This window comes from Aeromicrobium wangtongii (genome assembly GCF_024584515.1).
GTDB lineage: Bacteria > Actinomycetota > Actinomycetes > Propionibacteriales > Nocardioidaceae > Aeromicrobium > Aeromicrobium wangtongii.
The window spans coordinates 3,083,682-3,109,723 of record NZ_CP102173.1; the positions used below are offsets into that span (position 1 = coordinate 3,083,682).

18 protein-coding genes are annotated in these 26,042 nt (G+C 68.3%); 3 read left to right on the top strand and 15 right to left on the bottom strand.

Features of this window, described 5'->3' with window-relative positions:
* Positions 1–31: 31 nt before the first annotated feature.
* Genes NQV15_RS15165 through NQV15_RS15175 form a run of 3 tightly spaced genes read right to left on the bottom strand, consistent with a single transcriptional unit; the run spans position 32 to position 4,936 of the window.
* Complete coding sequence (locus tag NQV15_RS15165; RefSeq protein WP_232400685.1) at positions 32–2,866, bottom strand: FAD-binding and (Fe-S)-binding domain-containing protein; 2,835 nt, start codon at positions 2,864–2,866, stop codon at positions 32–34.
* A gap of 3 nt (positions 2,867–2,869) precedes the next feature.
* On the bottom strand, positions 2,870–4,159 hold the full coding sequence (locus NQV15_RS15170; protein WP_232400684.1) for a hydroxyacid-oxoacid transhydrogenase: 1,290 nt from the start codon (positions 4,157–4,159) through the stop codon (positions 2,870–2,872).
* 39 nt (positions 4,160–4,198) lie between these two features.
* Complete coding sequence (locus NQV15_RS15175; protein ID WP_232400681.1) at positions 4,199–4,936, bottom strand: GntR family transcriptional regulator; 738 nt, start codon at positions 4,934–4,936, stop codon at positions 4,199–4,201.
* 143 nt (positions 4,937–5,079) lie between these two features.
* On the opposite strand from NQV15_RS15175, the gene NQV15_RS15180 reads away from it, so the two are divergent.
* Positions 5,080–6,213 carry a hypothetical protein gene (locus NQV15_RS15180; protein WP_232400679.1) on the top strand — a complete coding sequence of 378 codons (1,134 nt, stop codon included), beginning with the start codon at positions 5,080–5,082 and terminating at the stop codon, positions 6,211–6,213.
* Here NQV15_RS15180 and NQV15_RS15185 read toward each other — a convergent pair.
* Entirely contained in the window at positions 6,192–6,653 is a 462-nt protein-coding gene (locus NQV15_RS15185; protein WP_232400678.1) for an NUDIX hydrolase, read from the bottom strand. The genes NQV15_RS15180 and NQV15_RS15185 overlap by 22 nt on opposite strands.
* Before the next feature lie 61 nt (positions 6,654–6,714).
* On the opposite strand from NQV15_RS15185, the gene NQV15_RS15190 reads away from it, so the two are divergent.
* Together NQV15_RS15190 and NQV15_RS15195 are read left to right on the top strand one after the other, a co-directional pair.
* Positions 6,715–7,821, top strand: coding sequence for an acyltransferase family protein (locus tag NQV15_RS15190; RefSeq protein ID WP_232400676.1), 1,107 nt, complete (start codon positions 6,715–6,717; stop codon positions 7,819–7,821).
* A complete protein-coding gene (locus NQV15_RS15195; RefSeq protein WP_232400674.1) occupies positions 7,818–8,597 on the top strand; it encodes a cutinase family protein in 780 nt (259 codons plus the stop codon). The genes NQV15_RS15190 and NQV15_RS15195 overlap by 4 nt, the downstream gene beginning before the upstream one ends.
* A 65-nt stretch (positions 8,598–8,662) precedes the next feature.
* Here NQV15_RS15195 and NQV15_RS15200 read toward each other — a convergent pair whose 3' ends face one another.
* The 11 genes from NQV15_RS15200 to NQV15_RS15250 form a co-directional block, all read right to left on the bottom strand.
* Positions 8,663–12,484 (bottom strand): DNA-directed RNA polymerase subunit beta', encoded by a 3,822-nt coding sequence (locus NQV15_RS15200; RefSeq protein WP_306459351.1) that lies wholly within the window; start codon positions 12,482–12,484, stop codon positions 8,663–8,665.
* A gap of 58 nt (positions 12,485–12,542) precedes the next feature.
* The gene (gene rpoB / locus NQV15_RS15205) at positions 12,543–16,004 is read right to left on the bottom strand and encodes a DNA-directed RNA polymerase subunit beta (RefSeq protein ID WP_232400672.1); all 3,462 of its coding nucleotides are present in this window, start codon (positions 16,002–16,004) and stop codon (positions 12,543–12,545) included.
* 304 nt (positions 16,005–16,308) lie between these two features.
* Positions 16,309–17,160 (bottom strand): hypothetical protein, encoded by an 852-nt coding sequence (locus tag NQV15_RS15210; RefSeq protein WP_232400670.1) that lies wholly within the window; start codon positions 17,158–17,160, stop codon positions 16,309–16,311.
* Entirely contained in the window at positions 17,144–17,752 is a 609-nt protein-coding gene (locus NQV15_RS15215; protein ID WP_232400669.1) for a hypothetical protein, read from the bottom strand. Before NQV15_RS15215 ends, NQV15_RS15210 begins: the two co-directional genes overlap by 17 nt.
* Positions 17,749–18,981: an MCE family protein gene (locus NQV15_RS15220; protein ID WP_232400667.1), complete on the bottom strand. Its 1,233-nt coding sequence runs from the start codon at positions 18,979–18,981 to the stop codon at positions 17,749–17,751. Before NQV15_RS15220 ends, NQV15_RS15215 begins: the two co-directional genes overlap by 4 nt.
* Positions 18,978–20,456, bottom strand: coding sequence for an MCE family protein (locus tag NQV15_RS15225; protein WP_232400664.1), 1,479 nt, complete (start codon positions 20,454–20,456; stop codon positions 18,978–18,980). Before NQV15_RS15225 ends, NQV15_RS15220 begins: the two co-directional genes overlap by 4 nt.
* A complete protein-coding gene (locus tag NQV15_RS15230; protein WP_232400662.1) occupies positions 20,456–21,649 on the bottom strand; it encodes an MCE family protein in 1,194 nt (397 codons plus the stop codon). The genes NQV15_RS15225 and NQV15_RS15230 overlap by 1 nt, the downstream gene beginning before the upstream one ends.
* Positions 21,646–22,662, bottom strand: coding sequence for an MCE family protein (locus NQV15_RS15235; protein WP_232400660.1), 1,017 nt, complete (start codon positions 22,660–22,662; stop codon positions 21,646–21,648). The genes NQV15_RS15230 and NQV15_RS15235 overlap by 4 nt, the downstream gene beginning before the upstream one ends.
* Positions 22,659–23,756 (bottom strand): MCE family protein, encoded by a 1,098-nt coding sequence (locus NQV15_RS15240; RefSeq protein ID WP_232400657.1) that lies wholly within the window; start codon positions 23,754–23,756, stop codon positions 22,659–22,661. Before NQV15_RS15240 ends, NQV15_RS15235 begins: the two co-directional genes overlap by 4 nt.
* The gene (locus NQV15_RS15245; protein WP_232400655.1) at positions 23,753–25,189 is read right to left on the bottom strand and encodes an MCE family protein; all 1,437 of its coding nucleotides are present in this window, start codon (positions 25,187–25,189) and stop codon (positions 23,753–23,755) included. Before NQV15_RS15245 ends, NQV15_RS15240 begins: the two co-directional genes overlap by 4 nt.
* A gap of 3 nt (positions 25,190–25,192) precedes the next feature.
* Positions 25,193–26,041 carry an MlaE family ABC transporter permease gene (locus tag NQV15_RS15250; RefSeq protein WP_255670053.1) on the bottom strand — a complete coding sequence of 283 codons (849 nt, stop codon included), beginning with the start codon at positions 26,039–26,041 and terminating at the stop codon, positions 25,193–25,195.
* Position 26,042 lies beyond the last annotated feature (1 nt).

Genomic DNA, 26,042 nt, shown 5'->3' on the forward strand with positions numbered 1-26,042 from the left:
ACGAGGCCCATCGGGCGCCGTGGTGCCGCGCTCACCGCGGGCCGGGCCGGTCGAGCAGCTGGGCCAGGTGGACGGCCTGCACCGCGGCGAGATCGTCCAGCTGGGTGCGGCAGGAGAATCCGTCCGCGACGACGACCGCCCCCGGCGGAGCCTTGCGGATCGCCGGCATCAGCTGCTGCTCGGCGACCGCGACGGACACCTCGTAGTGGCCCTTCTCGACACCGAAGTTGCCGGCGAGACCGCAGCATCCGGACAGTCGGTCGATCGTCGCGCCGGTGGCGGTCATGATCGCCAGATCGGCCTCGAATCCCAGCACCGAGGACTGGTGGCAGTGCGGCTGCACGACCAGTGTCGTCCCGGTGAGATCCGGCGGCGTCCACCCCTCGGTGCGCTGGAGCAGCTCCGACAGCGTGAACACGCCCGCGGCGACGTCGACCGCGCGCGGGTCGTCGACCAGCTCGACGGCGTCCGAGCGCAGCACCGCCAGGCACGACGGCTCCAGGCCGACCACCGGCACGCCGGCCGCGACATAGGGGTGCAGCTGTTCGACGGCGCGACCGATCATGGTGCGGGCGGTGTCGAGCTGCCCCGTGGTGATCCAGGTCAGCCCGCAGCACTGTGGACGGCTCAGCACCTCGACGTCGTAGCCGGCCCCGTCGAGCACGCGCAGGGCAGCCTGTCCCCCGTCGGTGGAGAAGAACTCGGTGAACGAGTCCGCCCAGATGACGACCTTCGCGCGATCGCCCCGCAGCTGGGGACGGGCGATGCGCGAGAAGCGCCGGGTCGCGAACGCCGGCAGGCTCCGGCGTTGGTCGACGCCGGCGACCCAGCGAGCGATCGAGCGCAGGCCCGGCGTCCGGAGGCCCAGGTTGGCCAGCCAGGCCACCGGGGACGAGAGACGGGCCCAGAACGGCAGCTTGCCCAGGATGTAGTGGCTGCGGGGGCGCAGGCGTCCCTTGTACGTCTGGTGCAGCACCTCGGACTTGTAGCTGGCCATGTCGATGCCCGTGGGGCAGTCACTGAGACAGCCCTTGCACGACAGGCACAGGTCGAGGGCCTCGTGGACCTCGGGCGCGCGGTAGCCGCCGGTGACGAGGCGGCCGTCGATCATCTCCTGCAGGACCCGGGCCCGGCCACGGGTCGAGTCCTTCTCCTCGCGGGTGGCCTGGAACGAGGGGCACATGACGCCGTTGGACCCGGAGTTGTCGGCGATGCACTTGCCGACGCCGGTGCAGCGGTGCACGGCCTTGCCGAGATCGCCGTCGTCGTGCAGCAGCCGCAGGCCCAGACGCGCCGACAGCTGCTCGCGCCCGGGTGAACGGATCGACTCGGGCCCGCGCAGGTCGGCGTCGACCGCGGCCGGCCGGACGAGCACACCGGGGTTCAGCAGGTCGTCCGGGTCGAGGACCGCCTTGACCTGCTCGAACAGGCTGATCGCCTCTCCGGAGTACATCAGCGGCAGCAGCTCGGACCGGGCGCGCCCGTCGCCGTGCTCGCCGGACAGCGAGCCGCCCAGGGCCGCGACCTGCGTGGCCGCGTCGGTCAGGAAGCGTCGGAAGACCTGATGACCGCCCTCGGCGTCCAGCGGGAAGTCGATGCGGATGTGCACGCAGCCGTCACCGAAGTGGCCGTACGGGACGCCGTCCAGGCCGTTGTCCTTCAGCAGGCCGTCCAGCTCGCGCAGGTAGGTGCCGAGCCGCTCCGGGGGGACCGCGGCGTCCTCCCAGCCCGAGAGCGCCTTGCCCGGCAGGGTGCGGGTCGCCAGGCCGGCGCCCTCCTCGCGGATGCGCCACAGCACGGCCTGCTCGCCCCCGTCGGTGACGACGCGGTGATCGATCGCCGATGCCGCGCGGGACGCCCGGGCGATCGTGTCGGCGACCTCGCCGGGGTGCTCGCCGGAGATCTCCAGGAACAACCACCCCTGGCCGCGCGGCAGATCGGGAACCGCTCCGCGGTGGGCCCGAAAGACGTCGACGATGCGCGAGTCCAGACCCTCGCACGCGGTCGGCGCGAAGGGCAGCAGCGACGGGACGTCGTCGGCGGCCTCGGCCATCGAGGCGTAGCCCAGCACCAGGACCTGCCGGTGCGGCGGGTCCTTGACGAGGCGGACGGTCGCCGAGGTCATCGTGGCGAGCGTGCCCTCGGTGCCGGCCATGAAGGTCGCGACGTCGAAGCCGTTCTCGGGCAGCAGGTGCTCCAGGCTGTAGCCCGAGACCTGCCGGCCGAAGCGGCCGAACTCGGTGCGCACCGTCGCCAGGTTGGCGCCGACCAGGTCGCGCAGCGCGTCCAGGGTCGGCGAGGTGGGCGTCGCGCCGCGGCCGATCGTGAGCTGCTCCCCCGCCATCGTCACGACGTCCATGCCGATGACGTTGTCGGCGGTCCGGCCGTACGCCAGGGCGCGGGAGCCGCAGGCGTTGTTGCCGATCATCCCGCCGACCGTGCAGCGGGTGTGGGTGGACGGGTCGGGACCGAAGCGCAGGCCCAGCGGGGTCGCGGCCTTCTGCAGGACGGCGTGCACGGTGCCGGGCTCGACGCGGGCGGTGCGCGCCTCGACGTCGATGTCGTGCACCCGGTTGAGATGACGGGTGAAGTCCATCACCACGCCGGTGCCGACCGCATTGCCGGCGATCGACGTGCCGGCGCCGCGCGAGGTCAGCGGAGTCCCCGTGGCGCGGCAGGCGGCGATCGTCGCGAGGACCTCCTCGGTGCTGCGCGGACGGACCACGACCTGTGGGACGACGCGATACAGCGAGGCGTCGGTGCTGTACAGCGCCCGGGTGAGGGTCGAGTCGTCGACGTCGGTGACGCCGGCGCGGGTCAGCTCGGCGACGACATCGGTCGTCGTCGCATCGGTCGTGATCGTCACCGGCTACCAGATCTCGAGCGAGTCGCCGAGGATGTTCGCGATGTCGTCCTCGGTCACCTCACGGGGGGCCGTCGCGAGCAGCCGCTGCTGCTTCATGGTGCCCTCGACCAGCGAGTCGATGTCACCCTCGGTGAATCCGACCTCGCTGATGCCCGACGGGATGCCCACATCGCGCATGATCCCGGCCAGCACCTGCGGCAGGAAGTCGGCCAGGTCGTCGGGTCGGGTCGCACCGGGGGCCAGCAGCTCGGCTGCGCGCACGTGACGCTCGGGGGCGGCCTCGAAGGTGAACCGGAAGGCGGCCGGAGCCGTGAGCGACACGGCCATGCCGTGCGGGATCATCGCGTGATCGGCGTTGTAGCCCTCGGGGCGGAAGTCGCGCACCTGCCCCGCGATCGGGTAGGCATTGGCGTGCGGCACGTGGACGCCGGCGTTGCCGAAGCCCAGCCCGGCGAACGTCGCGGCCATCGAGACGTCGATGCGCGCGTCCAGGTCACCCCCGTCACGCACAGCGGTCCGGAACGAGGCCGCCATCAGGGTCAGGGCCTTCTCGCTCCACATGTCGGCGATCGGGTTGGAACCGCAGTACGGCACGCGCTCGCCGGCCTGCTTGTGCTCGTACGACGTGAACGGCCGGGCGGTGTAGCTCTCCAGCGCATGGCACAGGATGTCCAGCCCCGCGGCCGCGGTGACCCCGGCGGGCTGGGTCAAGGTCAGCTCGGGGTCGACGACCGCAGCCGTCGGGCGCAGCCGGGCGTGCGAGATGCCGGTCTTGACGTGCTGGCTGACCACGTCCAGCACGCAGATCGTGGTGCTCTCGCTGCCGGTGCCGGTCGTGGTCGGGACGGCGATGAGCGGCAGCAGCGCGTTCTTGGGCGCGCGGGCCTTGCCGACCGGGGCGTTGACGTAGTCCAGCAGCTCGCCCTCGTTGGTCACGAGCAGGTTGACGGCCTTGGCGGTGTCGATGCTGCTGCCTCCGCCGACCGCGACGATCGCGTCGAAGGGTCCCTCCGCCCGGGCGAAGGCGATCGCCTCCTCGAGGCTTCCGTCGGTCGGCTCGACCCGAGAGCGGTCATACACGATCGTCTCGATCGATGCGGCCCGGATGACCTCGGCGATCTGGTCCGGTGCGCCGGTCGCGGCCACCCCCGGATCGGTCACCAGGAGCACGCGACGCGCCTCCAGCTGGCTCAGGTCGTGACCGAGCTCCAGCCGTGCGCCGACGCCGAACTTCAGGCCCGGGGCACCGTAGGTGAACACCGTCTCGGGCTGCTGGGGGTGGAAGACCGTCATGTCTTCTCCTTCGATCGCGAGTTCGACGAGGCTAGCATGCTACTGCCCCGGATGTCGTGTGCCCGCGCTGCGGCCGGGCAGGTACAGGTGTTCCCTCAACCCGCGTGACCAGTCCGGGTCCACGACGTCGCCGCTGACCGCCGACACCTGCTCCATCAACAACGTCGCGGTGTGGACGAGGTGCTGCTCCATGTGCGCGGCGGCGGCCACCGGGTCGTGGGTGCCGATCGCCTCGACGATGGGCGCGTGCTCGGCGGCGAGCTCGACCATGGTGCGCGAACGACGGATCGTCGTGGCCCCCCGCGCCTGGATCGAGTCACGCAGCGTCGCCACCTCGGCCTGCAGCCGCGCATTGCCCAGGGCCGCGCCGATCGCGTGGTGGAGCTGCCGGTCGTGCGCGGTGAACTGCTGCTCGTCATCGGCCAGCGCGTACCGGCGCATGTGCTCCAGCTCTGCCTCGATCGCCGAGACGAGCTGCTCGTCGGCGTGCGCCGCGGCATGGGCCGTCGCCGGCACCTCGATCATCAGGCGCAGCTCGAAGACCGCCTGCACGTCCGCGACCGTCACCCCCCGGATGCGCACACCGCGGTTGCGCTCGATCGTGACCAGCCCGATGTCGGCCAGCCGGAGGACCGCCTCGCGGACCGGCGTGCGGGAGACCCCCAGCAGATCGGCCAGGCGGTAGATGGAGTGCAGCGACCCGGGCGGGAACTCGCCCGTCACGATGGACTCGCGCAGGGAGGCGAAGACCCGGTCGGTCGTGGTTGTGCGCGTCATGGTGACCGACTGCTCCCTCTGGATCCTGAGGCCTTGATCCGAAACGATATCGTGTGGTGTTGGGGCGCGGATGACGTCACGGTCCCGTGACGCCGCGCGCCCGTGCGACCACGGTCGCTGACGGACTTCGACGAGGGGAATTCATGGTGTTGGCTCGTTCCGGCCGGGTGCTGCTCACGGCTGTGGCACTCGTCGCGCTGACCGCCTGCCAGGGCGGCTCCACGGCCGGGGAGCCCGAGCCTGAGCCGACTGCCACCGCGACGAAGGCGCCCGACCTGTCCGAGCACGAGTCCGGGCCCGAGAGCCCCATCGCCTACGGACTGTTCGTGCCCGAGGGAGCGACCCAGCTCGGCCCCCTGGTGCGCTACCGCAGCTCGCGGCTCATCGCGGCCTACCGGCCCGAGCTGGAGGCCGTCCAGGCCCAGAAGGCCGCGGAGCAGGCCGAGGAGATCGCGCGCGACGAGGCCGCCGGCACACCGGCACCCTCCCCCACCCCGACGCCCACGACGCGTCCGAGCCCTGACTCGTTCAAGAGCATCGGCGACGCGCCCCGTCCCGACACGACGGTCTCGCTGATGCGCATCGACGACGACCCGACCCAGGTCGTGCGCAAGATGCTCGCCCAGATCAACGCCGCCATCCCCGACGCGAACCTCGTGCTCGACGACCTGTCGCAGTACTGCTCCGCGCAGGAGCGTCGCATCACCCACTGCCAGGTCGTCGCCCGTGGCATGACCAAGCAGAACCGCGAGATCCGGGTCACGATGCACGTCGACTCCGGCAACCTGGCGACCCGCACGGCACCGCCCGCCGCCCGCACCCATCCGGTCATGCAGGTCACCGCTGAGTACGTCGGCGATCCGCGCGCCGGCCAGCTGGGCCGCGACACCGGCTCGCTGGACGACATCGCCGATGTCGAGGGCCCGGAGAAGTCGGGTCTGATCTGGCCCAAGATGGATCTGGACGCCGAGAACTCGACACCGATGGTCAACGGCTGGACGGCCCCCGAGTCCGCGACCCTGCTGCTCAGCAGCTTCAACCCGCAGTTCGCCCTCATGACGACCGACAAGGCCGTCGACGCCGACCAGACCGCCGAGCAGTTCGTCCTGTCGAACAGTCCTCGCGGCACGGTGGTCAAGGACGTCGTGGAGGACCTCAACTCCGTCAGCACGACGTACGCCTACCGCACCAAGGACGGGGCGATCGCCCGCGCGGTGTACACCTTGTCGGCGCGCGGCAACTACACCGCGCTGTTCTACACGCCCGCGCCGAACTGATCGAGGTGCGCGAGGACGTGCTCCACCATCGGGAGCACGGGCGCGACGACTGAGCCGATCTCGTCGACCGGAACCCACGCGACGAGATCGGTCGTGCCCCCGACGTCGGTGACGCGCGGCTGCACCGAGGTGTCGACCTCGACGGCGTAGAGCAGGTGGACGCCGTGGTAGTCCTCGTACTGGTCGTCTCGCCCCGGGGCCACGACGTGGACGTCGTGGACATCGACCAGGCGCGACGAGATCGCCCGCAGCCCGGCCTCCTCGTACAGCTCGCGGACCACGCTGTCGTGCGGCGACTCACCGTGGTCGACGCCGCCGCCGGGGAGCGTCCAGGTGCCGGCCGGGTAGCCGACCGACGAGATCCTGGTCAGCAGGATGCGCTCGTCGTCGAGCACCACGGCGTAGGCGCCCAGGCGCTGGGTACGGCGTGCCTCGCTCACACACCCTCCATCTGTCCGGCGCACAGGTCGAATTCAGCTCAGGCTATTAGAGTCGTTCTGGATGAGTGCTCTCGACCCGTTGCCCGTGGCCACGTCGCCTCCCAAGGAACGCGTGGCCTATCTCGACAATGCCCGCTACTGGGTCATGCTGCTGGTCGTCATCGGCCACTCCCTGACCGAGCTGGTCGTGATGGACTCGGCCAAGGGCATCTACACGTGGATCTACTCGTTCCACATGCCCTTCTTCATCCTGATCTCGGGCTACACCGCGCGCCACTACATCGGCGACTTCCGTCAGATCCGCCGGATCGTCAGCACGCTGATCGTGCCGTACCTGCTGGTCGAGACCAGCCTGCAGCTCATCACCAAGCACTACGACGGCGAGCCCGCGCACCTGATGATCCTGTCGCCGCAGTGGCTCGGCTGGTTCCTGGCCGCGCTGTTCCTGTGGCGGATCACGACCCCCATCTGGCGGGCGCTCAAGTACCCCATCACGACGGCGATCGCGATCTCACTGCTCGCCGGCCTGATCGAGATCCCCAATGTCCTGGCCCTGCCCAAGGTGCTGGGGCTGCTGCCGTTCTGGGTCATCGGGCTGCACATGAATCGCGAGCTGTTCCTGAAGCTCGGCGACTGGCGCATCCGGATCGCCTCGGCCGTCACGCTGGTGGCGTCGTTCGTGATCTGCCAGCTGTTCTCCCAGGGCTGGGAGACCCGGTGGCTGTTGTGGAAGGACCGCTACTCCGAGGAACCGCTCAACGCCGGCGCGTGGGAAGGCATGATGATCCGCGGTGAGCTGCTGCTCGTCGGCGCGGCGCTGACCTTCGCGACCTTGTCGCTGATCCCCCGCGGACGGTCGATCACGACCGTCCTGGGCGGCCGCACGTTCTACTGCTACCTCCTGCACGGATTCGTCATCATCTGGCTGGACCGCCAGTTCGAGCTCTGGGACCGGCTCGAGCCATATGGCGCCGTCTCGGTCGCCGGCTGCATCGTCGTCGCGGCGATCATGGCCAACCTGCTGATGACCAAGCCCGTCGCCACGGTGTTCAGGCCGCTGTTCGAGCCCAAGCTCACCTGGTTGTTCCGCGAGGCCGAGCCCCCGTCGGTGCGGGTCCCGGCCAGCGCCGTCGAGTCGCCGGACACGCCGCACGTCAAGGCGCCGTGATCTCGCCGGGCGCTCGACTGCTCACGCTCGGTGCCGCAGTCCTGGCGCTCGCCGGCTGCTCCGCGACAACGCCCGGACCATCCGAGCCGGGTACGGGCACCGAGGCGGCCGCCACCACGGACGTCAGGTGCGCGGACCTGGTCGTGCTCGGAGCACGGGGCTCGACCCAGGACCCGGACCTCAATGCGGGGGTGGGTACCGAGGTGCGCCGCACCACCGACGAGCTCGCGCGGCGCCTGCACGGACGATCCGGCCTCACCGTCCGCATCGAGGCCATCCGCTACGACGCCGGCGCGACGGCCACCTCTGCGGCCTATCAGCAGCACACGCTCGAGGGCACCCGCATGATGCTGTCCCGGCTCCGCACGCTGGCGTCCAGGTGCGCGGAGAGCCACTTCGCGCTCGTGGGATTCAGCCAGGGCGCCCAGGTGGTGCACGGTGCGGCGGCCGACATGCCGGGCGACCTCGCCGGTCGCGTGGTGCTGGTCGCCATGATCGCCGACCCGCTCCGCGATCCGACCGATGCCATTGCCCACTGGTCGTACGCCGAGGAGCCGACCCGCGGCAACGGTCGCCTGGGCGCCGGACCGCCGATCAGCGCGGCGCTTCGAGCTGCCGCCATCAGCCTGTGCGTCGAGGGCGACGAGATCTGCAATGCCCGGGGCGCACCCGGCGATCCGCCCTCGGAGGTCCACAAGCACTTCTACGAGCGGCCCGCTGCCGTGCGGGCCACCGCCGCGCGGCTGGACGCCGTCCTGCGCCGCAACGGCGTCTAGCGGCCCGCACGCACGAAGAAGCCCCCGGCCGAGCTCGGCCGGGGGCTTCTTGTGTCGATCAGGTGCTACTTGTTCTCGTACGACGTGAAGTCGAAGTCATCGAGCTGCACCGGAGCTGCGTCCGCCGAGCCGAAGCCGTAGTCGTAGTCGCCGTAGCCGGTGACGGCGTAGGCGGCCTGACGGGCCTCCTCGGTGGGCTCGACCCGGATGTTGCGGTACCGGTCCAGACCGGTACCCGCCGGGATGAGCTTGCCGATGATGATGTTCTCCTTCAGACCGCGCAGCGAGTCCGACTTGCCGTGGATGGCTGCGTCGGTCAGGACGCGGGTCGTCTCCTGGAAGGAGGCGGCCGACAGCCACGACTCGACGGCCAGCGAGGCCTTGGTGATGCCCATGAGCACCGGACGACCGGAGGCGGGGGTGCCGCCCTCGGCCACGACGCGCCGGTTCTCTTCCTCGAACTTCGCACGATCGACCAGGTCACCGGGGATGAGCTGGGCATCGCCCTGCTCGATGACCGTCACGCGACGGAGCATCTGGCGAACGATGATCTCGATGTGCTTGTCGTGGATGGCCACACCCTGCGAGCGGTAGACCTCCTGCACCTGGTCGACCAGGTGCTCCTGCGCCCGGCGGACACCCAGGATGCGCAGGACTTCCTGCGGATCCGGCGTGCCGTGCGTCAGCATCTGACCGACCTCGACGTGATCGCCGTCCTGGATCAGGAGGCGCGCACGCTTGGTGACGGGGTACTCCAGCGGCTCCGAACCATCGTCCGGGGTCACGACGAGCTTGCGGATCTTGTCCGAGTCGTCGATGACGACCCGTCCGGCCGACTCGGTGATCGGCGCCTTGCCCTTGGGCTGACGTGCCTCGAACAGCTCGACGACGCGCGGCAGACCGTGCGTGATGTCGTCACCGGCCACACCACCGGTGTGGAAGGTACGCATCGTGAGCTGCGTGCCGGGCTCACCGATCGACTGGGCCGCGATGGTGCCGACGGCCTCGCCGATGTCGACGAGCTTGCCGGTCGCCAGCGACCGTCCGTAGCACTTGGCGCAGGTACCGGCCTTGGCCTCGCAGGTCAGGACCGTGCGGACCTTGATCTCCTCGACGCCCTCGGCGATGAGGCGAGCGATCTCGACGTCGCCGAGCTCGCCACCGGCGGGGATCAGCACGTCGCCGGCCTCGTTGGTGACATCGGTGGCCGCGGTACGCGAGTACGCAGCCGTCTCGACGTTCTCGGCGGCGACCAGTCGGCCGTCGTCGGTCTTCGTCGCGATGACCTGCTTGAGACCACGCTCGGTGCCGCAGTCCTCCTCGCGGATGATGACGTCCTGGCTGACGTCGACGAGTCGACGCGTCAGGTAGCCCGAGTCGGCGGTACGAAGCGCCGTGTCGGCCAGTCCCTTACGGGCACCGTGGGTCGCGATGAAGTACTCGACGACCGACAGGCCCTCACGGAAGTTGGCCTTGATCGGGCGAGGAATGATCTCGCCCTTCGGGTTGGCCACCAGACCACGCATACCGGCGATCTGACGGACCTGCATCATGTTTCCGCGGGCACCGGAGTCGACCATCATCCAGATCGGGTTGTCCTCGGTGAAGCCCTTGAGCATCTCCTCGGTGACGTCGGCCGTGGCCTGCGTCCAGATCTCGATGAGCTCCTGACGGCGCTCGTCCTCGGTGATCAGACCGCGGTCGAACTGCGTCTGGACCTTGGCGGCCTGCGTCTCGTAGCCGCCGAGGATCTCCTGCTTGCGCGGAGGCGTCACGACGTCCTCGATGGAGACCGTCACGCCGGAGCGGGTGCCCCAGTGGAAGCCGGTGTCCTTGAGGTTGTCCAGAGCGTTGGCGACGTCGACCTTGGAGTAGCGCTCGGCCAGGTCGTTGACGATGACGCCCAGCTGGCTCTTGCCCACCTGGTGGTTGACGAACGGGTAGTCGTCCGGCAGCGCCTCGTTGAAGATCGCGCGGCCCAGCGTCGTGTCGAGGATCTCGCCGTTGATGCGGATCTTGACGTGGCTCTGCAGCGAGATCTCGCCCCGCTCGAAGGCCATCATCGCCTCGGGAACCGTGCTGAACGCGCGACCCTCGCCGATGTGACCCGAACGCTCGAGCGTCAGGAAGTACAGACCGATGATCATGTCCTGGGTGGGCATGGTCACGGGACGGCCGTCGGACGGCTTCAGGATGTTGTTCGTCGACAGCATCAGGACGCGTGCCTCGGCCTGGGCCTCGGCGCTCAGCGGCAGGTGCACCGCCATCTGGTCACCATCGAAGTCGGCGTTGAAGGCCGAGCAGACGAGCGGGTGGATCTGGATGGCCTTGCCCTCGATGAGCTGCGGCTCGAACGCCTGGATGCCCAGACGGTGCAGCGTGGGCGCACGGTTGAGCAGCACGGGGTGCTCGGTGATGACCTCTTCGAGGACGTCCCACACGACCGGACGAGCACGCTCGACCATCCGCTTGGCGCTCTTGATGTTCTGCGCGTGGTTCAGGTCGACCAGACGCTTCATGACGAACGGCTTGAACAGCTCGAGCGCCATCTGCTTGGGCAGACCGCACTGGTGCAGCTTGAGCTGCGGGCCGACGACGATGACCGAACGGCCCGAGTAGTCGACGCGCTTGCCGAGCAGGTTCTGACGGAAACGACCCTGCTTGCCCTTGAGCATGTCCGAGATCGACTTCAGGGGACGGTTGCCCGGTCCGGTGACCGGACGACCACGACGGCCGTTGTCGAACAGCGAGTCGACGGCCTCCTGAAGCATGCGCTTCTCGTTGTTGACGATGATCTCCGGAGCACCCAGGTCGAGCAGACGCTTGAGCCGGTTGTTGCGGTTGATCACGCGGCGGTACAGATCGTTCAGGTCGCTGGTGGCGAAACGGCCACCGTCGAGCTGGACCATCGGGCGCAGCTCCGGCGGGATCACCGGGACGGCGTCCAGCACCATGCCGGCGGGCGCGTTGTTGCTGCCACGGAAGGCCTCGACGACCTTGAGGCGCTTCAGGGCTCGGGTCTTCTTCTGACCCTTGCCCGTCGCGATGATCTCCTTTAGCAGCTCCTGCTCCGCGTCGAGGTCGAAGTCCTGCAGGCGCTTCTGGATCGCCTTGGCGCCCATGTAGCCCTCGAAGTACTTGCCGAAGCGGTACGTCATCTCGCGGTAGAGCAGCTCATCGCCCTCGAGGTCCTGGACCTTGAGGTTCTTGAAGCGGCTCCAGACCTCGTCGAGGCGGTCGATCTCGCGCTGGGCGCGGTCGCGACGCTGCTTGGCCTCGCGCTCGGCGGAGTCCTTGACCTTGCGCTTGGCGTCGGCCTTGGCGCCCTCGGCCTCCAGGGCCGCGAGGTCCTCCTCGAGCTTCTGCATGCGCTCGTTGACCTCGTTGTCACGACGGCTCTCGAGCTGCTTGCGCTCGAGCTCGATCTTGGCCTCGAGGCTCGGCAGGTCGGCGTGACGCGCGTCCTCGTCGACCTTCGTGATCATGTAGGCCGCGAAGTAGATGACCTTCTCGAGGTCCTTCGGGGCCAGGTCGAGCAGGTAGCCGAGCCGGCTGGGCACACCCTTGAAGTACCAGATGTGCGTGACCGGAGCGGCGAGCTCGATGTGGCCCATGCGCTCACGGCGCACCTTGGACCGCGTGACCTCGACGCCGCAGCGCTCGCAGATGATGCCCTTGAAGCGCACGCGCTTGTACTTGCCGCAGTAGCACTCCCAGTCCCGGGTGGGACCGAAGATCTTCTCGCAGAAGAGTCCGTCACGCTCGGGCTTGAGCGTGCGGTAGTTGATCGTCTCGGGCTTCTTGACCTCGCCGAACGACCATCCGCGGATGTCGTCGGCGGTCGCGAGACCGATCCGGATTTGATCGAAGAAGTTCACGTCAAGCACGTTGTCTTCTTTCCCTTTCAGAAATTCTTACGGGCGTGAGGGGTCCGAGCCTCGCGGCTCAGACCTCCTCCACGCTGGAGGGCTCACGCCGGGACAGATCGATGCCGAGCTCTTCGGCGGCACGGAAGAGATCCTCTTCCGCATCGCGCATCTCGACAGCGGTTCCGTCGCTCGAGAGCACCTCGACGTTGAGACACAGCGACTGCATCTCCTTGACGAGAACCTTGAAGGACTCCGGGATACCGGGCTCCGGGACGTTCTCACCCTTGACGATGGCTTCGTAGACCTTGACGCGTCCGAGGATGTCATCGGACTTGATGGTCAGGAGCTCCTGCAGCGCGTACGCCGCTCCGTAGGCCTCGAGGGCCCACACCTCCATCTCACCGAAACGCTGTCCACCGAACTGCGCCTTACCACCCAGCGGCTGCTGCGTGATCATCGAGTACGGACCCGTGGAACGTGCGTGGATCTTGTCGTCGACCAGGTGGTGGAGCTTCAGCAGGTACATGTAGCCGACCGAGATCGGGTCGGGGAAGGGCTCGCCGGAACGACCGTCGAACAGCTTCGCCTTGCCGTCACGCTTGACCATGCGCACACCGTCGCGGTTGGGCAGCGTCGAGGCCAGCAGGCCCTGGATCTCGTCCTCACGAGCACCGTCGAAGACCGGCGTCGCGACATTGCTGTCACGGGGGGCGCGGTCCGCACCGATGGCGCGCAGGCGCTCGGCCCACTCGTCCTTCATGTCCTCGATGTCCCAGCCGGTCTTGGCGACCCAGCCCAGGTGTGTCTCCAGCACCTGTCCCACGTTCATGCGTCCGGGGACGCCGAGCGGGTTGAGCACGATGTCGACGGGCGTGCCGTCCTCCAGGAAGGGCATGTCCTCGACCGGGAGGATCTTGGAGATGACGCCCTTGTTGCCGTGACGGCCGGCCAGCTTGTCGCCGTTGGAGATCTTGCGCTTCTGGGCCACGTAGACGCGGACCAGCTGGTTGACGCCCGGGGACAGCTCGTCACCCTCGGCCGAGTCGAAGACCCGGACGCCGATGACGGTGCCGGACTCGCCGTGCGGCACCTTCAGCGAGGTGTCGCGCACCTCGCGCGCCTTCTCACCGAAGATCGCGCGGAGCAGGCGCTCCTCGGGGGTCAGCTCGGTCTCGCCCTTGGGCGTGACCTTGCCGACCAGGACGTCACCGTTGCCGACCTCGGCGCCGATGCGGATGATGCCGCGCTCGTCGAGGTCAGCCAGCATCTCCTCGGAGACGTTGGGGATGTCCCGCGTGATCTCCTCGGGGCCGAGCTTCGTGTCGCGAGCATCGACCTCGTGCTCCTCGATGTGGATCGAGGTCAGCACGTCGTCCTGGACGACGCGCTGGGACAGGATGATCGCGTCCTCGTAGTTGTGACCCTGCCAGGGCATGAACGCGACCAGCAGGTTCGTGCCCAGGGCCATCTCGCCCTCGTCGGTGCACGGACCGTCGGCCAGCGGGGTGCCGACGACGACGCGCTGACCCTCCGTGACCAGCGGGCGCTGGTTGGTGCAGGTGCCCTGGTTGGAGCGCTTGAACTTGGCGAGGCGGTACGTGAAGTACGAGCCATCGTCCTGCATGATCTCGATGGCGTCCGCGGACACCTCGTTGACCACACCGGCCGCCTTGGCGACCGTGACGTCACCGGCGTCGACGGCGGCACGGAACTCCATGCCGGTGCCGACCAGCGGCGCGTCGTTGCGGATCAGCGGGACGGCCTGACGCTGCATGTTGGCACCCATCAGGGCGCGGTTGGCATCGTCGTGCTCGAGGAACGGGATCAGCGCCGTGGCGACCGACACCATCTGGCGCGGCGACACGTCCATGTAGTCGACCTCGGCGGCGGGACGCAGCTCGGCCTCGCCACCGCGCTGACGCACCAGGACCATGTCCTCGGCGAACTCGTTGTTCTCGTTCAGCAGCGAGTTGGCCTGCGCGACGATGAAGCGGTCCTCGTCGGTCGCGGTCAGGTAGTCGATCTGGTCGGTGACCACATTGTCGACGACCTTGCGGTACGGCGTCTCGATGAAGCCGAAGGAGTTGATCCGACCGAAGGAGGCCAGCGAGCCGATCAGACCGATGTTCGGGCCTTCGGGGGTCTCGATGGGGCACATGCGGCCGTAGTGCGACGGGTGGACGTCGCGGACCTCGTAGCCGGCGCGCTCACGCGACAGGCCACCGGGTCCGAGGGCGTTCAGGCGACGCTTGTGGGTCAGGCCCGCGAGCGGGTTGTTCTGATCCATGAACTGGCTCAGCTGCGAGGTGCCGAAGAACTCCTTCAGCGCCGCGACGACCGGGCGGATGTTGATCAGGGTCTGCGGCGTGATCGCCTCGACGTCCTGGGTCGTCATCCGCTCACGGACGACACGCTCCATGCGGGCCAGGCCGGTGCGGAGCTGGTTCTGGATCAGCTCGCCGACCGTGCGCATGCGACGGTTGCCGAAGTGGTCGATGTCATCGGCCTCGACGATGGTCGTGCCCGCAGGCGCTTCCATCTCGGTCTCGCCGGCGTGCAGCGCGACGATGTACTTGATCGCGAGCACGATGTCGTCGATCGTCAGCGTCTGCTGGTCGAACGCCTCGTCAGCGCCGAGCTTCTTGTTGATCTTGTGACGACCGACCTTGGCCGTGTCGTAGCGCTTGGCGTTGAAGTAGTAGTTGTCCAGCAACGTCTGCGCGGCCTCGCGGCTCGGCGGTTCGCCCGGACGCAGCTTGCGGTAGATGTCCAGCAGCGCCTCGTCCTGCGTGGCGGTGTTGTCCTTCTCCAGCGTCAGGCGGATCGACTCGTACTGGCCGAACTCCTCCAGGATCTGTGCCTCGGTCCAGCCGAGGGCCTTGAGCAGGACGGTGACGCTCTGCTTGCGCTTGCGGTCGAGGCGGACGCCGACCATGTCGCGCTTGTCGATCTCGAACTCGAGCCATGCGCCGCGCGAGGGGATGACCTTGGCGGTGTAGATGTCCTTGTCGGACGTCTTGTCGGCGGTGCGCTCGAAGTAGACGCCAGGCGAGCGGACCAGCTGGGACACGACGACACGCTCGGTGCCGTTGATGATGAACGTGCCCTTGTCCGTCATGAGGGGGAAGTCGCCCATGAAGACGGTCTGGCTCTTGATCTCGCCCGTCTCGTTGTTCATGAACTCGGCGGTGACGAACAGCGGCGCGGCGTACGTGACGTCGCGGTCCTTGCAGTCGTCGACGGAGTACTTGGGCGGCTCGAAGCGGTGATCGCGGAACGAGAGGCTCATCGTCTCGGAGAAGTCCTCGATCGGGGAGATCTCCTCGAAGATCTCCTCGAGGCCGGACTTGGTGGAGACGTCGGTGCGGCCGGCCGCGAGAGCGGCGTCCACACCTTCCTTCCACTTCTCGTCACCGATCAGCCAAGCAAAGGCATCGGTCTGCAGAGCGAGAAGCTCCGGGACCTCGAGAGGCTCTGAGATTTTGGCGAACGAGATGCGACGGGGCTGAACAGATGCGGAGGTGCGCGAGGCGGCCAAGAGGGGTCCTTCCAAGGGCTCGCAGGCGGGTGGCTCAAGATGTCGTGCTCCGCGCACGCCAAACGACCCCGGTCAAGGGGCGCCATTGCATTCCGAATGCGGAATGGGCAGGACAAGGCGAGCGCGAAAAATAAGTGTAACGCGGGTGCCACGCCGAAGCAAGGCCGGGTCTTGACATTCGCGGCTCAATAGGTGATTGTAGTTGGCTTTTCCTGCGCGCCGGCCATCTTTTGGACTGCAATGACGGCCCATACTACGACACCCCGCGGCCGAGGCCACGGGGTGTCGGGTGTGGGTGGGTGTGCTAGAGCGCCCGGACGTCCGCGACGAGCCAGCCGTCGTCCTGCTTGACCATCGAGACCTTGATCCGGTTGGCGAACACCGTCGGTTCCTTGGCGTCGCCGATCAGGCGGGCCTGGTCGACGAACACCAGGACATCGGCCTTCGTGGAGGAGCACTCGTCGCCGCACGGCAGGACCGCGGACTCGCGGGCCACGGCCTGCACCACGATGCTTCGCTGCGGGGCGAGCTCGGTCAGGGCGGGGGCGATCTTGTCGAACTCCTTGGCAAAGGCCGGGGTCATGAGCGCCTTGGAGGCCGCGAGGTGGTCGTCGAGCTGGTCGTGGCGGAAGGTGAAGATCGTCTCCGCCGCGCTCGCGGCCGCCGACGACGCCTGGCGACGCGATGCGTCCAGGTCTCCGTCGTCCCCGGTCACCTGGTCGACCATCACGAGCACACCGAGAACCAGTGCCGCGAGGGCGACCAGCGTCGCAGGAACCAGCCACAGCAGGTCGCGTCGCGACGGGCGCGACCCCGCGGGCCGCTCATCCTTTGTCGCCTTGGTCGCCTTGGTCGCCTTGGTCGCCTTGGTCTTCGGGGCAGCGATCTTCGGCGCGGTGACCTTCGGCGCAGCCGGCCGTGGCGCCGCCGGCGTGGCGGGCTTGGCGGGAGCTCGACCGCGCGTGACGGGGGTCGACGGCGCGGCGGTCACCCGCGCGTCCGGGGACGCCTTCGGCGTCGCCGGCGTCGTGCGTGCCACCGGCCTCCTGGGCGCGGGCCGCGGCGGGACGGCCTTGCGGGCGGGAGCGGCCGGGCCGCTCTCGCCGGCGATGCGCCGACGGCGCACGGGTCCGTTGGACTCACTCACTGTCGTCACCGCCCTTCTCGTCCGACGGGGCGGGGGTCGTCGGGCTCTGCCCCTGCGCCTCCGGCTCGCCAGTCGCCGGGCCGGTCTGCGCCTCGACCGAGGCGACACTCTCGAAGTTCGACACTAGCCACTCCCCCTTGCTCTTGGTGAGGCTGACCTTCCAGCGGAACCGCCGCTCGACCGCCGCGGCATTGTCGGTGTTGGTGATCGATGCGTCGACGGCGACGAGGGCGACGGCGGAGTCGCTGTCGAGGCTGTCGATCGCGACGGCCTGCACCTTGGCGTCACCGCTTCTTTGCTGCTTGGTCTCCAGCGCACCGAAGACCGCCTTGGTGATCTCGACGAACTGCTTGTCGTACGTCGGGGTCAGCAGGCCCTTGAGGCGCTTTTGGTAATCGGCCAGCTCGGCCACGTCGTAGGTGTTGTAGGCCACCGCGAAGTCGGTGACCCGCGAGGTCACCTGATTGCGCTGGGCCGTGTCGTCGTCATCCCCGCCCAGGCGCGGCAGCACCACCCCACCGATCAGGGCCAGCACCAGGCCCAGTGCCGTGAGTCCGGCGAGGGTGGCGATGACGACAGGGCGAGCGGACCAGCCGGTCACCGGGTCACTGGATCGCTCAGCAGCCACTTCCAGGAGTCCTTTCCAGTTGCCGTGGGCCCCTCGTGGGTGACGGGCCCTGCGGCTGCCCGGCGCAGCACCGTCTTGGACACCTGCCGGGCGATCTTGTTGTCGTTGACCTTGCAATCCACATCCGTGTCGAACTCCACGTCGCTGATCGCAGAATCCGCGCGCCGAGCGCGGTAGCCGGACTCGGCGCCGTTCTTGGCGCGAGTGCAGGTCGCGGTCTGATCGGTCAGCACGAGACCGAAGTTCGCGTTGTACTCGCCGGTCTCCTTGCCGTTCTTGACCTCGGGAGAGACCACGGAGAACGACCCCTGCAGAAGATACGGGTACAGGATGAAGATCGACTGCAGGCCTGCGACGTTCTCGGACAGCGGCTTGTTGGCCACGAGCAGGTCGCGGATCGCGTTGCCGAGGTCGTCGGCGTTCTCGTCGACGACTCCACGCACCGTCGCAGCACTGTCGCCACCCTTGTCGAGCAGGCGGCGCAGGTCCGGATCGGCGTCGACCAGGGTGTCCGACAGCAGCGCCAGGTTCTTGGAGAACGTCGCGAGCTCGCCGCGCTTGTCGATCTGCGTCTGCAGGACGCTGTCGGACTGGCGGATCAGCGACCTGGTCAGGTCGATGTTCTCGTCGGCGGTCTGGATGAAGTCCGACGACGTGTCCAGGATCCGGGCCAGATCGGGTCCGGTCCCCTCGAACGCCTGGCCGAGCTCGTCGACCACGGTGCGCAGGCTCTCGGTGTTGACGGACTTGACCAGCCCGTTGACGTCGACCAGCAGCGTCGTGGTGTCGATGGGGATGCGGGTGCTGCCGACCGGGATGGTCGTTCCGGTCTTCAGGTACGGGCCCGAGCGGGTCCGGGGCTGCAGGTCCATGTACTGCTCCCCGATGGCGGACTTGTTGGCCACGACCGCCAGGGAGTCCACCGGGATCTTGGGTGCGGAGTTCTCGATGTCCAGGGTCGCGCGCACACCCCCGTCGTCGGAGAAGGTCAGCTTGCCGACCTGGCCGACCGAGATGCCTCGGTACGTGACCTGGGCCCCGGCGAAGATGCCGCCCGAGTCGGCGAGCTGCACCGTGACCGGGTAGCTGCGGTCGACCACGAGGCGGTCGAGCTGGGCATAGCGTCCACCCACGAAGGCGCCGCCGATGACGGTGACGATCGCGAAGATGACCAGCTGGATCTTGGTGAGTCGGGTGATCATGGCGCCACCACCGGATCGACGAGCAGACGGGACAGATCAGCCGACGCCGCATTGGCGACCGGCGCCCGGCACGACCCGAACAGCCGGCACAGGAAGCCGGCCGGGGCGCGCGAGGTCGCAGCCGGAGCAGGTGTCGCGCCGGCAGGGGCCGGGACCGGCACCTGCGCCTGTCCCGGGGCCGTCGCCGGTGTGCGCGGCGTGGACTTGGCGGTGCTGGGCTTGCGGGTCGGGAGCCCCAGGCTCGGCAGGCCCTGCGAACCCGGCAGCAGCTTGGAGATCAGGTCGGCGAGGTCGGCCGCCGGGGCCGCCGCAGCCGGATCAGTGGCGGGAGCGGTCGGCTCCGCCGGGTCGGTGGCCGGCACCGGTGTCGCCGCCGGGCTGGGCTTGCCCGACAGCAGGCCGCGCAGGTCGAATCCGCCCAGGATGTTCTCCAGCTGCTCGGCGCCGATGTCCAGGCTGACCGACAAGTTGGCGAAGTCGCCGAAGCAGGCGCCTTCCTTGATCGCCTTCTGGTTGCCCGTGGCGTCCTGACAGCGTCCGGTCGCCGTCGCGATGTTGCCGCCCACGAATCCGTCGGTGAACGGGAACGTCAGCAGGGCCTGGGTGCCGGTGGCCAGGTCGTCGCCGGCCCGGGCCAGGTTCTTCAGTGCCGGCACGAGCGCCTTCAGATCGGCCACGGTGTCCGCCTTGGACTCGCGGATCACGCCGGTCGCCACATCGCCCAGCTTGTCCAGCGACTGCAGCAGGCCCACCAGCTCGTCGCGCTGGTCGTTGACGACGCGCAGCGCGTCCGGGAGCTCGTCGAGCGCGCCGGTGATCGCATCGCTCTGGTCATCGGTCGCGATCGCGAGCCGGTTGACCTTCTCCAGGGCGGTGAGCAGCGCTTCCTTGTTCTCGTCGAGCTGACCGATGAACGTCGTGGTCGTGGTCAGCAGCTCCTTGATCTGCGGCTCGTTGCCGCCGATCGCATTGTTGAGCTCACGCACGATCGTGTTGGTCTTCTCCAGGCCGCCGCCGTTGAACAACAGGGACGCGGCGCCCAGCACCTCCTCGATCTCGGGATTGCGCCCTGACCGGTCCAGAGGGATCTTGTCGCCGTTGCCCAGAGCACCGACGGCTCCCTGCGACGGCGGGGCGAGGGAGACGAACTTCTCGCCCAGCAGGCTGGTCTGGCGGATCGTCGCCACGGCATTGTCGGGGAGCTTGGCATCGCGGTTGATCTTGACGGTGACCAATGCGGTCCATCCCTCGAGCTCGATGTCGGTGACCTTGCCGACGGCGATGTCGTTGACCCGGACGGCGCTCTGCGGCACCAGGTCGAGCACGTCGCGGAACGCGATCTTGACGGTGTACGGCTCGCTGCCCAGATCGGCGCCGCCGGGCAGCGGCAGCTTGTACGGGGAGAAGCCGCACCCGCTCAGGGCGAGGGCGCTGACGATGGCCAGGATCGTGAGACGGACCGGACGAGAGATCATCAGTTCACCGCCAGCATCTCGGCGACCGAGCCGTTGACCCGCTCGGGGCGCACCGTCAGGTCGGACGCGGCCGCCGTGCGGGGCAACAGCCCCTTGGGCAGCAGGCCCTCCAGCAGGTCGGTCAGCACCGTGCAGGTGTTGCCGGCCACATCGGCCAGCTGCCCGTCACCGGCCTTGACCGGTGTCTCGCCCAGGAGGTTGCACAGCAGGGTGCTGGGGCTGTCGAGCGCACCGAACACGAGCTCGGGCAGATCGGCGCGGGTGTCCAGGGTGCCGAAGCGACCGTTGTAGGCCAGCGACACGTTCGACAGGGCCGTGGGCGCGCCCACCGAGATCTCCTCGAGCTCTGCCTTGCGCTTGGCCAGCAGCTTGGTCAGGGACGCGATGTTGTCGACGTTGCCGCGCAGCGCGCCGCGGTTCTCCTTGACCAGGGTGTTGACGTCGACCAGCGCCTTGCTCAAGGCCTCCAGCGTCGCCGCGAGGTCCTCGCGCTCGCCCTCCAGGACGGTCGAGACCTGCGCGGTGCTGTCGTTGAAGGCCCGCACCGCCGAGTCGTTGGTCTTGAGCAGGCTCACGAACTCCTCGACCTCGCGCAGGCTGCCGAACAGCTCGTCCTTGTTGTTCGACAGGGTCGTGCTCAGCTTGCCGAAGTTGCGCAGGGTCTCGTTGACCTGTGCCCCCTGGCCGCGGAGCTGGTCCGCCGCGCCGTCGACCAGCGTGCTCAGCGAGCCTTCCTTGTTGGCGCCCTCGGGCCCCAGCGCGACCGAGAGATCGTCCAGCGACTGGTAGATCTGGTCGAGCTCGACCGGGACGGCCGAGCGCTCGACCGACAGGTGCGCATCCTTCTTCAGGGTGGGCCCGCCGTCGTAGGCGGGGGCCAGCTGGACGAACCGGTCCCCCACGATCGACGGCGACACGATGACCGCCTTCACGTCGGCCGGCAGCTTCTGCGTGGCGTCGTAGGAGATCTTGACGCGGACCACGTCGCCGCGGGGCGTCAGGCTCTCGACCTTGCCCACCGGCACACCCAGGACCTTGACCTCCGATCCCTTGTAGACCGAGTTGGTCCGTTGGAAGTCCACCGTCATGTAGCGCGTCCCGTCACCCTTGTTGAGGAACAACAGCGTGGCCGCGATGAGCAGCAGCACCACGACGCCCACCAGCACCTTCGAGAATCCTGCGAACCGGGTCATGGCTTGGTCGCCCCCTTCGTCAGGCCGTCCTTGAGCGCATCGGTGATGGCCGGGACGAGTCCCCCGGCGGTGGTCAGCCCGCCCAGGTAGCTGTCGAACCACGGGCCGGTGCCCAGGGCGTTGGAGAACACCCGGGTGAAGGCGGGGAAGGTGCGCAGCGCCTCGTCCAGGCTGGCCTCGTTCTTGCGCAGCATCGTCGTGACGGTGTCGAGCTGCTCGAGGGCCGGCAGCAGGTCGGAGCGGGTGTCCTTGACCAGGCCGCGCAGCTGCGCGGAGATCGTCTGCGTGGAGACGAGCAGCCGGTGGATCGAGTCGCGCCGGGCGCTGATCGCCCGGAACAGCGTGTCGGCGTCCTTGAACAGCGTCACGAGCTCTTCGTTGCGGGAGTTGAGGACCCCCGAGACCTTCTTGAGGCTGACCAGCAAGGTGTTGATCTGCTCGTCGCGGGCCGCGAGGTTGCGGGACAGGTCGGAGACGCCCTTGATCGCCCCCCGGAACTCCTCGGGGGTCTGGGTCGAGATGTCGCTCAGCGTGTCGAGGGCCTGCGAGAGCTGGGGGATGTCGATCTGGTCGGTCGTGGTGCTCAGGTCCGAGAACGCCTGCACGACGTCATAGGGCGCGATCGTGCGCTCGAGCGGGATCGTGGCGCCCTTCGGCAGCTGACCGGGACCTGCAGGCGTCAAGGCCAGGTACTCCGCTCCCAGCAGCGTCCTGACCCGGATGTCGGCCCCGGACTCGGTGCCGAAGTCGATTCCCTTGTCGAGCTTGAACGTCACGCGCACCTTGGGACCGTCGAGCGCGATCTTCTGGACGTTGCCGACGGACACGCCGGCCACGCGCACCTCGTTGCCGGGCTTGAGACCGCCGATCTCGGCGAACTCGGCGTGATAGACGTCGCCGCCGCCGATGATCGGCAGCCGGTCGGCCCGGAAGGCGCCCAGCACCATGGCGGCGATCAGGGCCAGACCGATCAGACCGATGATGACCGGGTTGCGCTCGCGGAACGGCTTCATTTCTTGTACCCCGGCTGATCGCATCGGCGCTGGTCGGTGATGCCGAGCCCTTCCCCGGTCAGGTCGATCTTCGTCTCGGGGATGTTCAGGAGCCCGGCGACGTTGATCTCGGGGATCGTGATGCTCCCGTTGATGTCGCAGAGGTAGAAGTTGAACTCGCTGCCGGCCGATGCGGCGTTGCCGAACTTGGACAGCTTGATCGGCAGGATCTGGATCGAGCTCTGGACCTGGGCCAGGTTGCGCTCCGACGACAGGTTCTTGGTGAGGGCGTTGAGCTGGGCGATGTCCTCGGTCAACGCAGGTCGTCCCTGCACGAGCAGGTCGGACGTCTCGTCGGTGAGGTCCGAGATCGAGTCGACGGAGTCCAGGATCGCGGTGCGGTCGTCCTTCAGGCCGGTCACGAACTGCTGGAGCGTGTCGATGGTGTCGGTCAGCTCCTTGTCGCGGCTGCCCACGGTGTCCAGCACGGTGCTCAGGTTGGTGATCACGTCACCGATCAGCTGATCGCGGCCGGCCAGCGTGTTGGTCAGTGACGACGTCCGGGCGAGGAGGTCCTCGACGTTGCCGCTCTCGCCCTGCAGCGTCTGCACGATCTCGTAGGCGAACTTGTTGGTGTCGGCCGGCGAGAGCGCCTGGAACACCGGCTTGAAGCCGTTGAGCAGCACATTGAGGTCCAGCGCCTCCTGCGTGCGCTCCGGCGGGATCGTGCTGTTGGGCTTGAGGACCGACTTGGCCCCGTCGGCTCCCTGCGTCAGCGCGATGTACCGCTGGCCGACCAGGTTGCGGAACTTGATGGTGGCCCGGGTGTTGGCCGTCAGCGGGACGTCGGAGTCGACGCCGAAGGTGACGAGGGCCTTGTCTCGGTCGACGATCTCGACCTTGGAGACCGACCCGACCGCCACGCCGGCGATGCGGATGTCATCGCCCTTGGCCATGCCGGTGACATCGGTGAAGATCGCCTTGTACTGGTGGCGGTCCCCGAAGGAGCCATTGCCCAGGGTCAGTCCCAGGACCAGCGTCGCCAGCCCGGTGAAGGCGAAGAAGAAGGCCAGCTTGAGCGCGGCCCCCATGGACTCGGAGTCGATCTGCTTCATGATGCGCTCACCACCGTTCCGCGCAGCACCGGGCTGACCAGGAGCGAGCCGATGTCAGGGACGTCGTCGGGCGCCATCCCCAGCGTCCCGCCCAGGAAGACGTTCAGCTCCGCCCGCTCGCTCGGGGAGTCGATGCCCACGGCGCTGGGCTGCACGAGGTTCTGCAGGTCCAGGCTGGACGCCGCGGGCCGGTTGGCGAAGTCGCTGGCAGAGCCGAACTTCTTGTGGTCGCGCTTGACGCCCACGAGCTTGTAGACGTCGGCCGGCACCCTGAACGGACTCTTCTGGGAGGAAAAGGCCCGTTTCTGGGCCTCGCCCTTGTTCATCTCGTCCAGGTCCAGGCACGACGGGGCGGCCGCATTGCTGGCGTTGACGTCCTTGCCGCTCGTGGCCGCGGGACCACTCGATGCGCGGTCCAGATCGGCCTTCGAGACACGCACGTTCTCGTCGGCCTTGTATGCGGTCGGCTGGTCGATCAGCTCGACGTTGATGTGCAGCTTGCCGCCGCGGAAGGCACTGTCCAGACGCGGGATGAGCTGCGACATCGACTTGAGGAAGCACGGGAAGGTCGCCGAGTAGGTGCCGACCGTCTCCAGGACGGGGCGGGTCTCCTTGGCCAGCCGGACGAGGTTGTCACCGTTGTCCTGCGTGAACGTGGTGAGGGTCTCGGACAGGCCGGTGGCCTCCTCGAAGAAGGCCGCGAGCTGCGCCTTCTTGGCCACGACGGTGTTGCCGGTCACCACCGTGTTGCGCAGCAGCCGGCCGATCTCGGGCATCGCATCGGCGTAGGCGTCGGACACCGTCCCGAGCTTGGTGACGTCGGTGACCAGCTGCGGCACGTCGGGATTGACCTTCTTCAGATAGCTGTTCAAGGTCACCAGCGTCTCGCCGAGCTGGGTGCCCCGTCCTTCCAGCGCCGAGGCGACGGCACTGAGCGTGTACGACAGGTTCGCCGGGTCGACCGCCTCCAGCAGCGGGTACAGGTCGTTGAGCACCGTCTCGACCTCGATCGGCACATTGGCCTTGGTGATGGTGTCGCCGGCCTGCAGGGACTCCCCGCCGCGGCCACCCTCGGGCGGGATCAGCGCGACGTACTTCTCACCGAACAGGGTCTTGGGCACCAGCTGGGCGCTGACACCCTTCGGCACGTGGTCGATCAGCTTGGGGTTCATGCCCAGCACCAGCTTGACCCGGTCGCCCTCGGGCTGGACGCTGCGGACCTCGCCGACGATCATGCCGCGCAGCTTGACGTCGGCATTCTGCGGCAGGTTGACGCCCGCGGTGTCGGTCATCAGATCGACGTTGTCGTAGTCGACGAAGGTCTTGTTGAAGAATGCGTAGGTGACCCACAGCAACAGCATGACCAGCGCCACGAAGGCCGCGCCGAGCACCTTCAGCGCCGCCGGGCGCTCGAGGACAGGAGTGCGAGCCATGGGTCAGCCCGCCAGTCTGACGGTCACGTTCGTGCCCCAGATCGCCATGGAGGCGAGCAGGTCCACGACGTTGACCGCCACGATCGAGGTACGGATGGCCAGGCCGACGGCCACGCCGACGCCTGCGGGACCGCCACTGGCGTAGTAGCCGTAGTAGCAGTGGATGAGGATCACGACGACGGCGAAGATCAGGACCTTCGCGAACGACCACAGCACGTCACCGGGTGGCAGGAAGGTGTTGAAGTAGTGGTCGTAGGTGCCAGGGCTCTGCCCGTTGATCCAGGTCACCGTCAATCTGGTCGCGAAGTAGGACGCGAGCAGGCCCACGATGTACAGCGGCACGACCGCGATGAGGCCGGCGATGACGCGGGTCGTCACCAGGAAGGGCAGCGACGGGATCGCCATCGTCTCCAGGGCGTCGACCTCCTCGCTGATGCGCATCGCGCCCAGCTGTGCGGTGAAGCCGCAACCGACCGTCGCCGCGAGTGCGATGCCGGCCACGATCGGAGCGATCTCGCGGGTGTTGAAGTACGCCGAGATGAATCCGGTGAGCGCCGCCGTGCCGAGCTGGTCGAGTGCCGCGTAGCCCTGGATGCCGACCGAGGTGCCGGTGAAGAAGCACATCGCGCCGATCACGCCGACGGTGCCGCCGATCACCGCCAGCGACCCCGAGCCGAGGGTCACCTCGGCCACCAGCCGCATGATCTCCTTGCGGTAGTTGGTGAGCGCCCGCGGGAACGACTTGAAGACCCGCAGGTAGAACAGCATCTGGCGGCCGAGGCCGTCCAGGGCGTCGCCGAGTCGGGCCGGAGTGCTGGTGATCGTGGACAGAGCTGTCTTGGCGGTCGACATG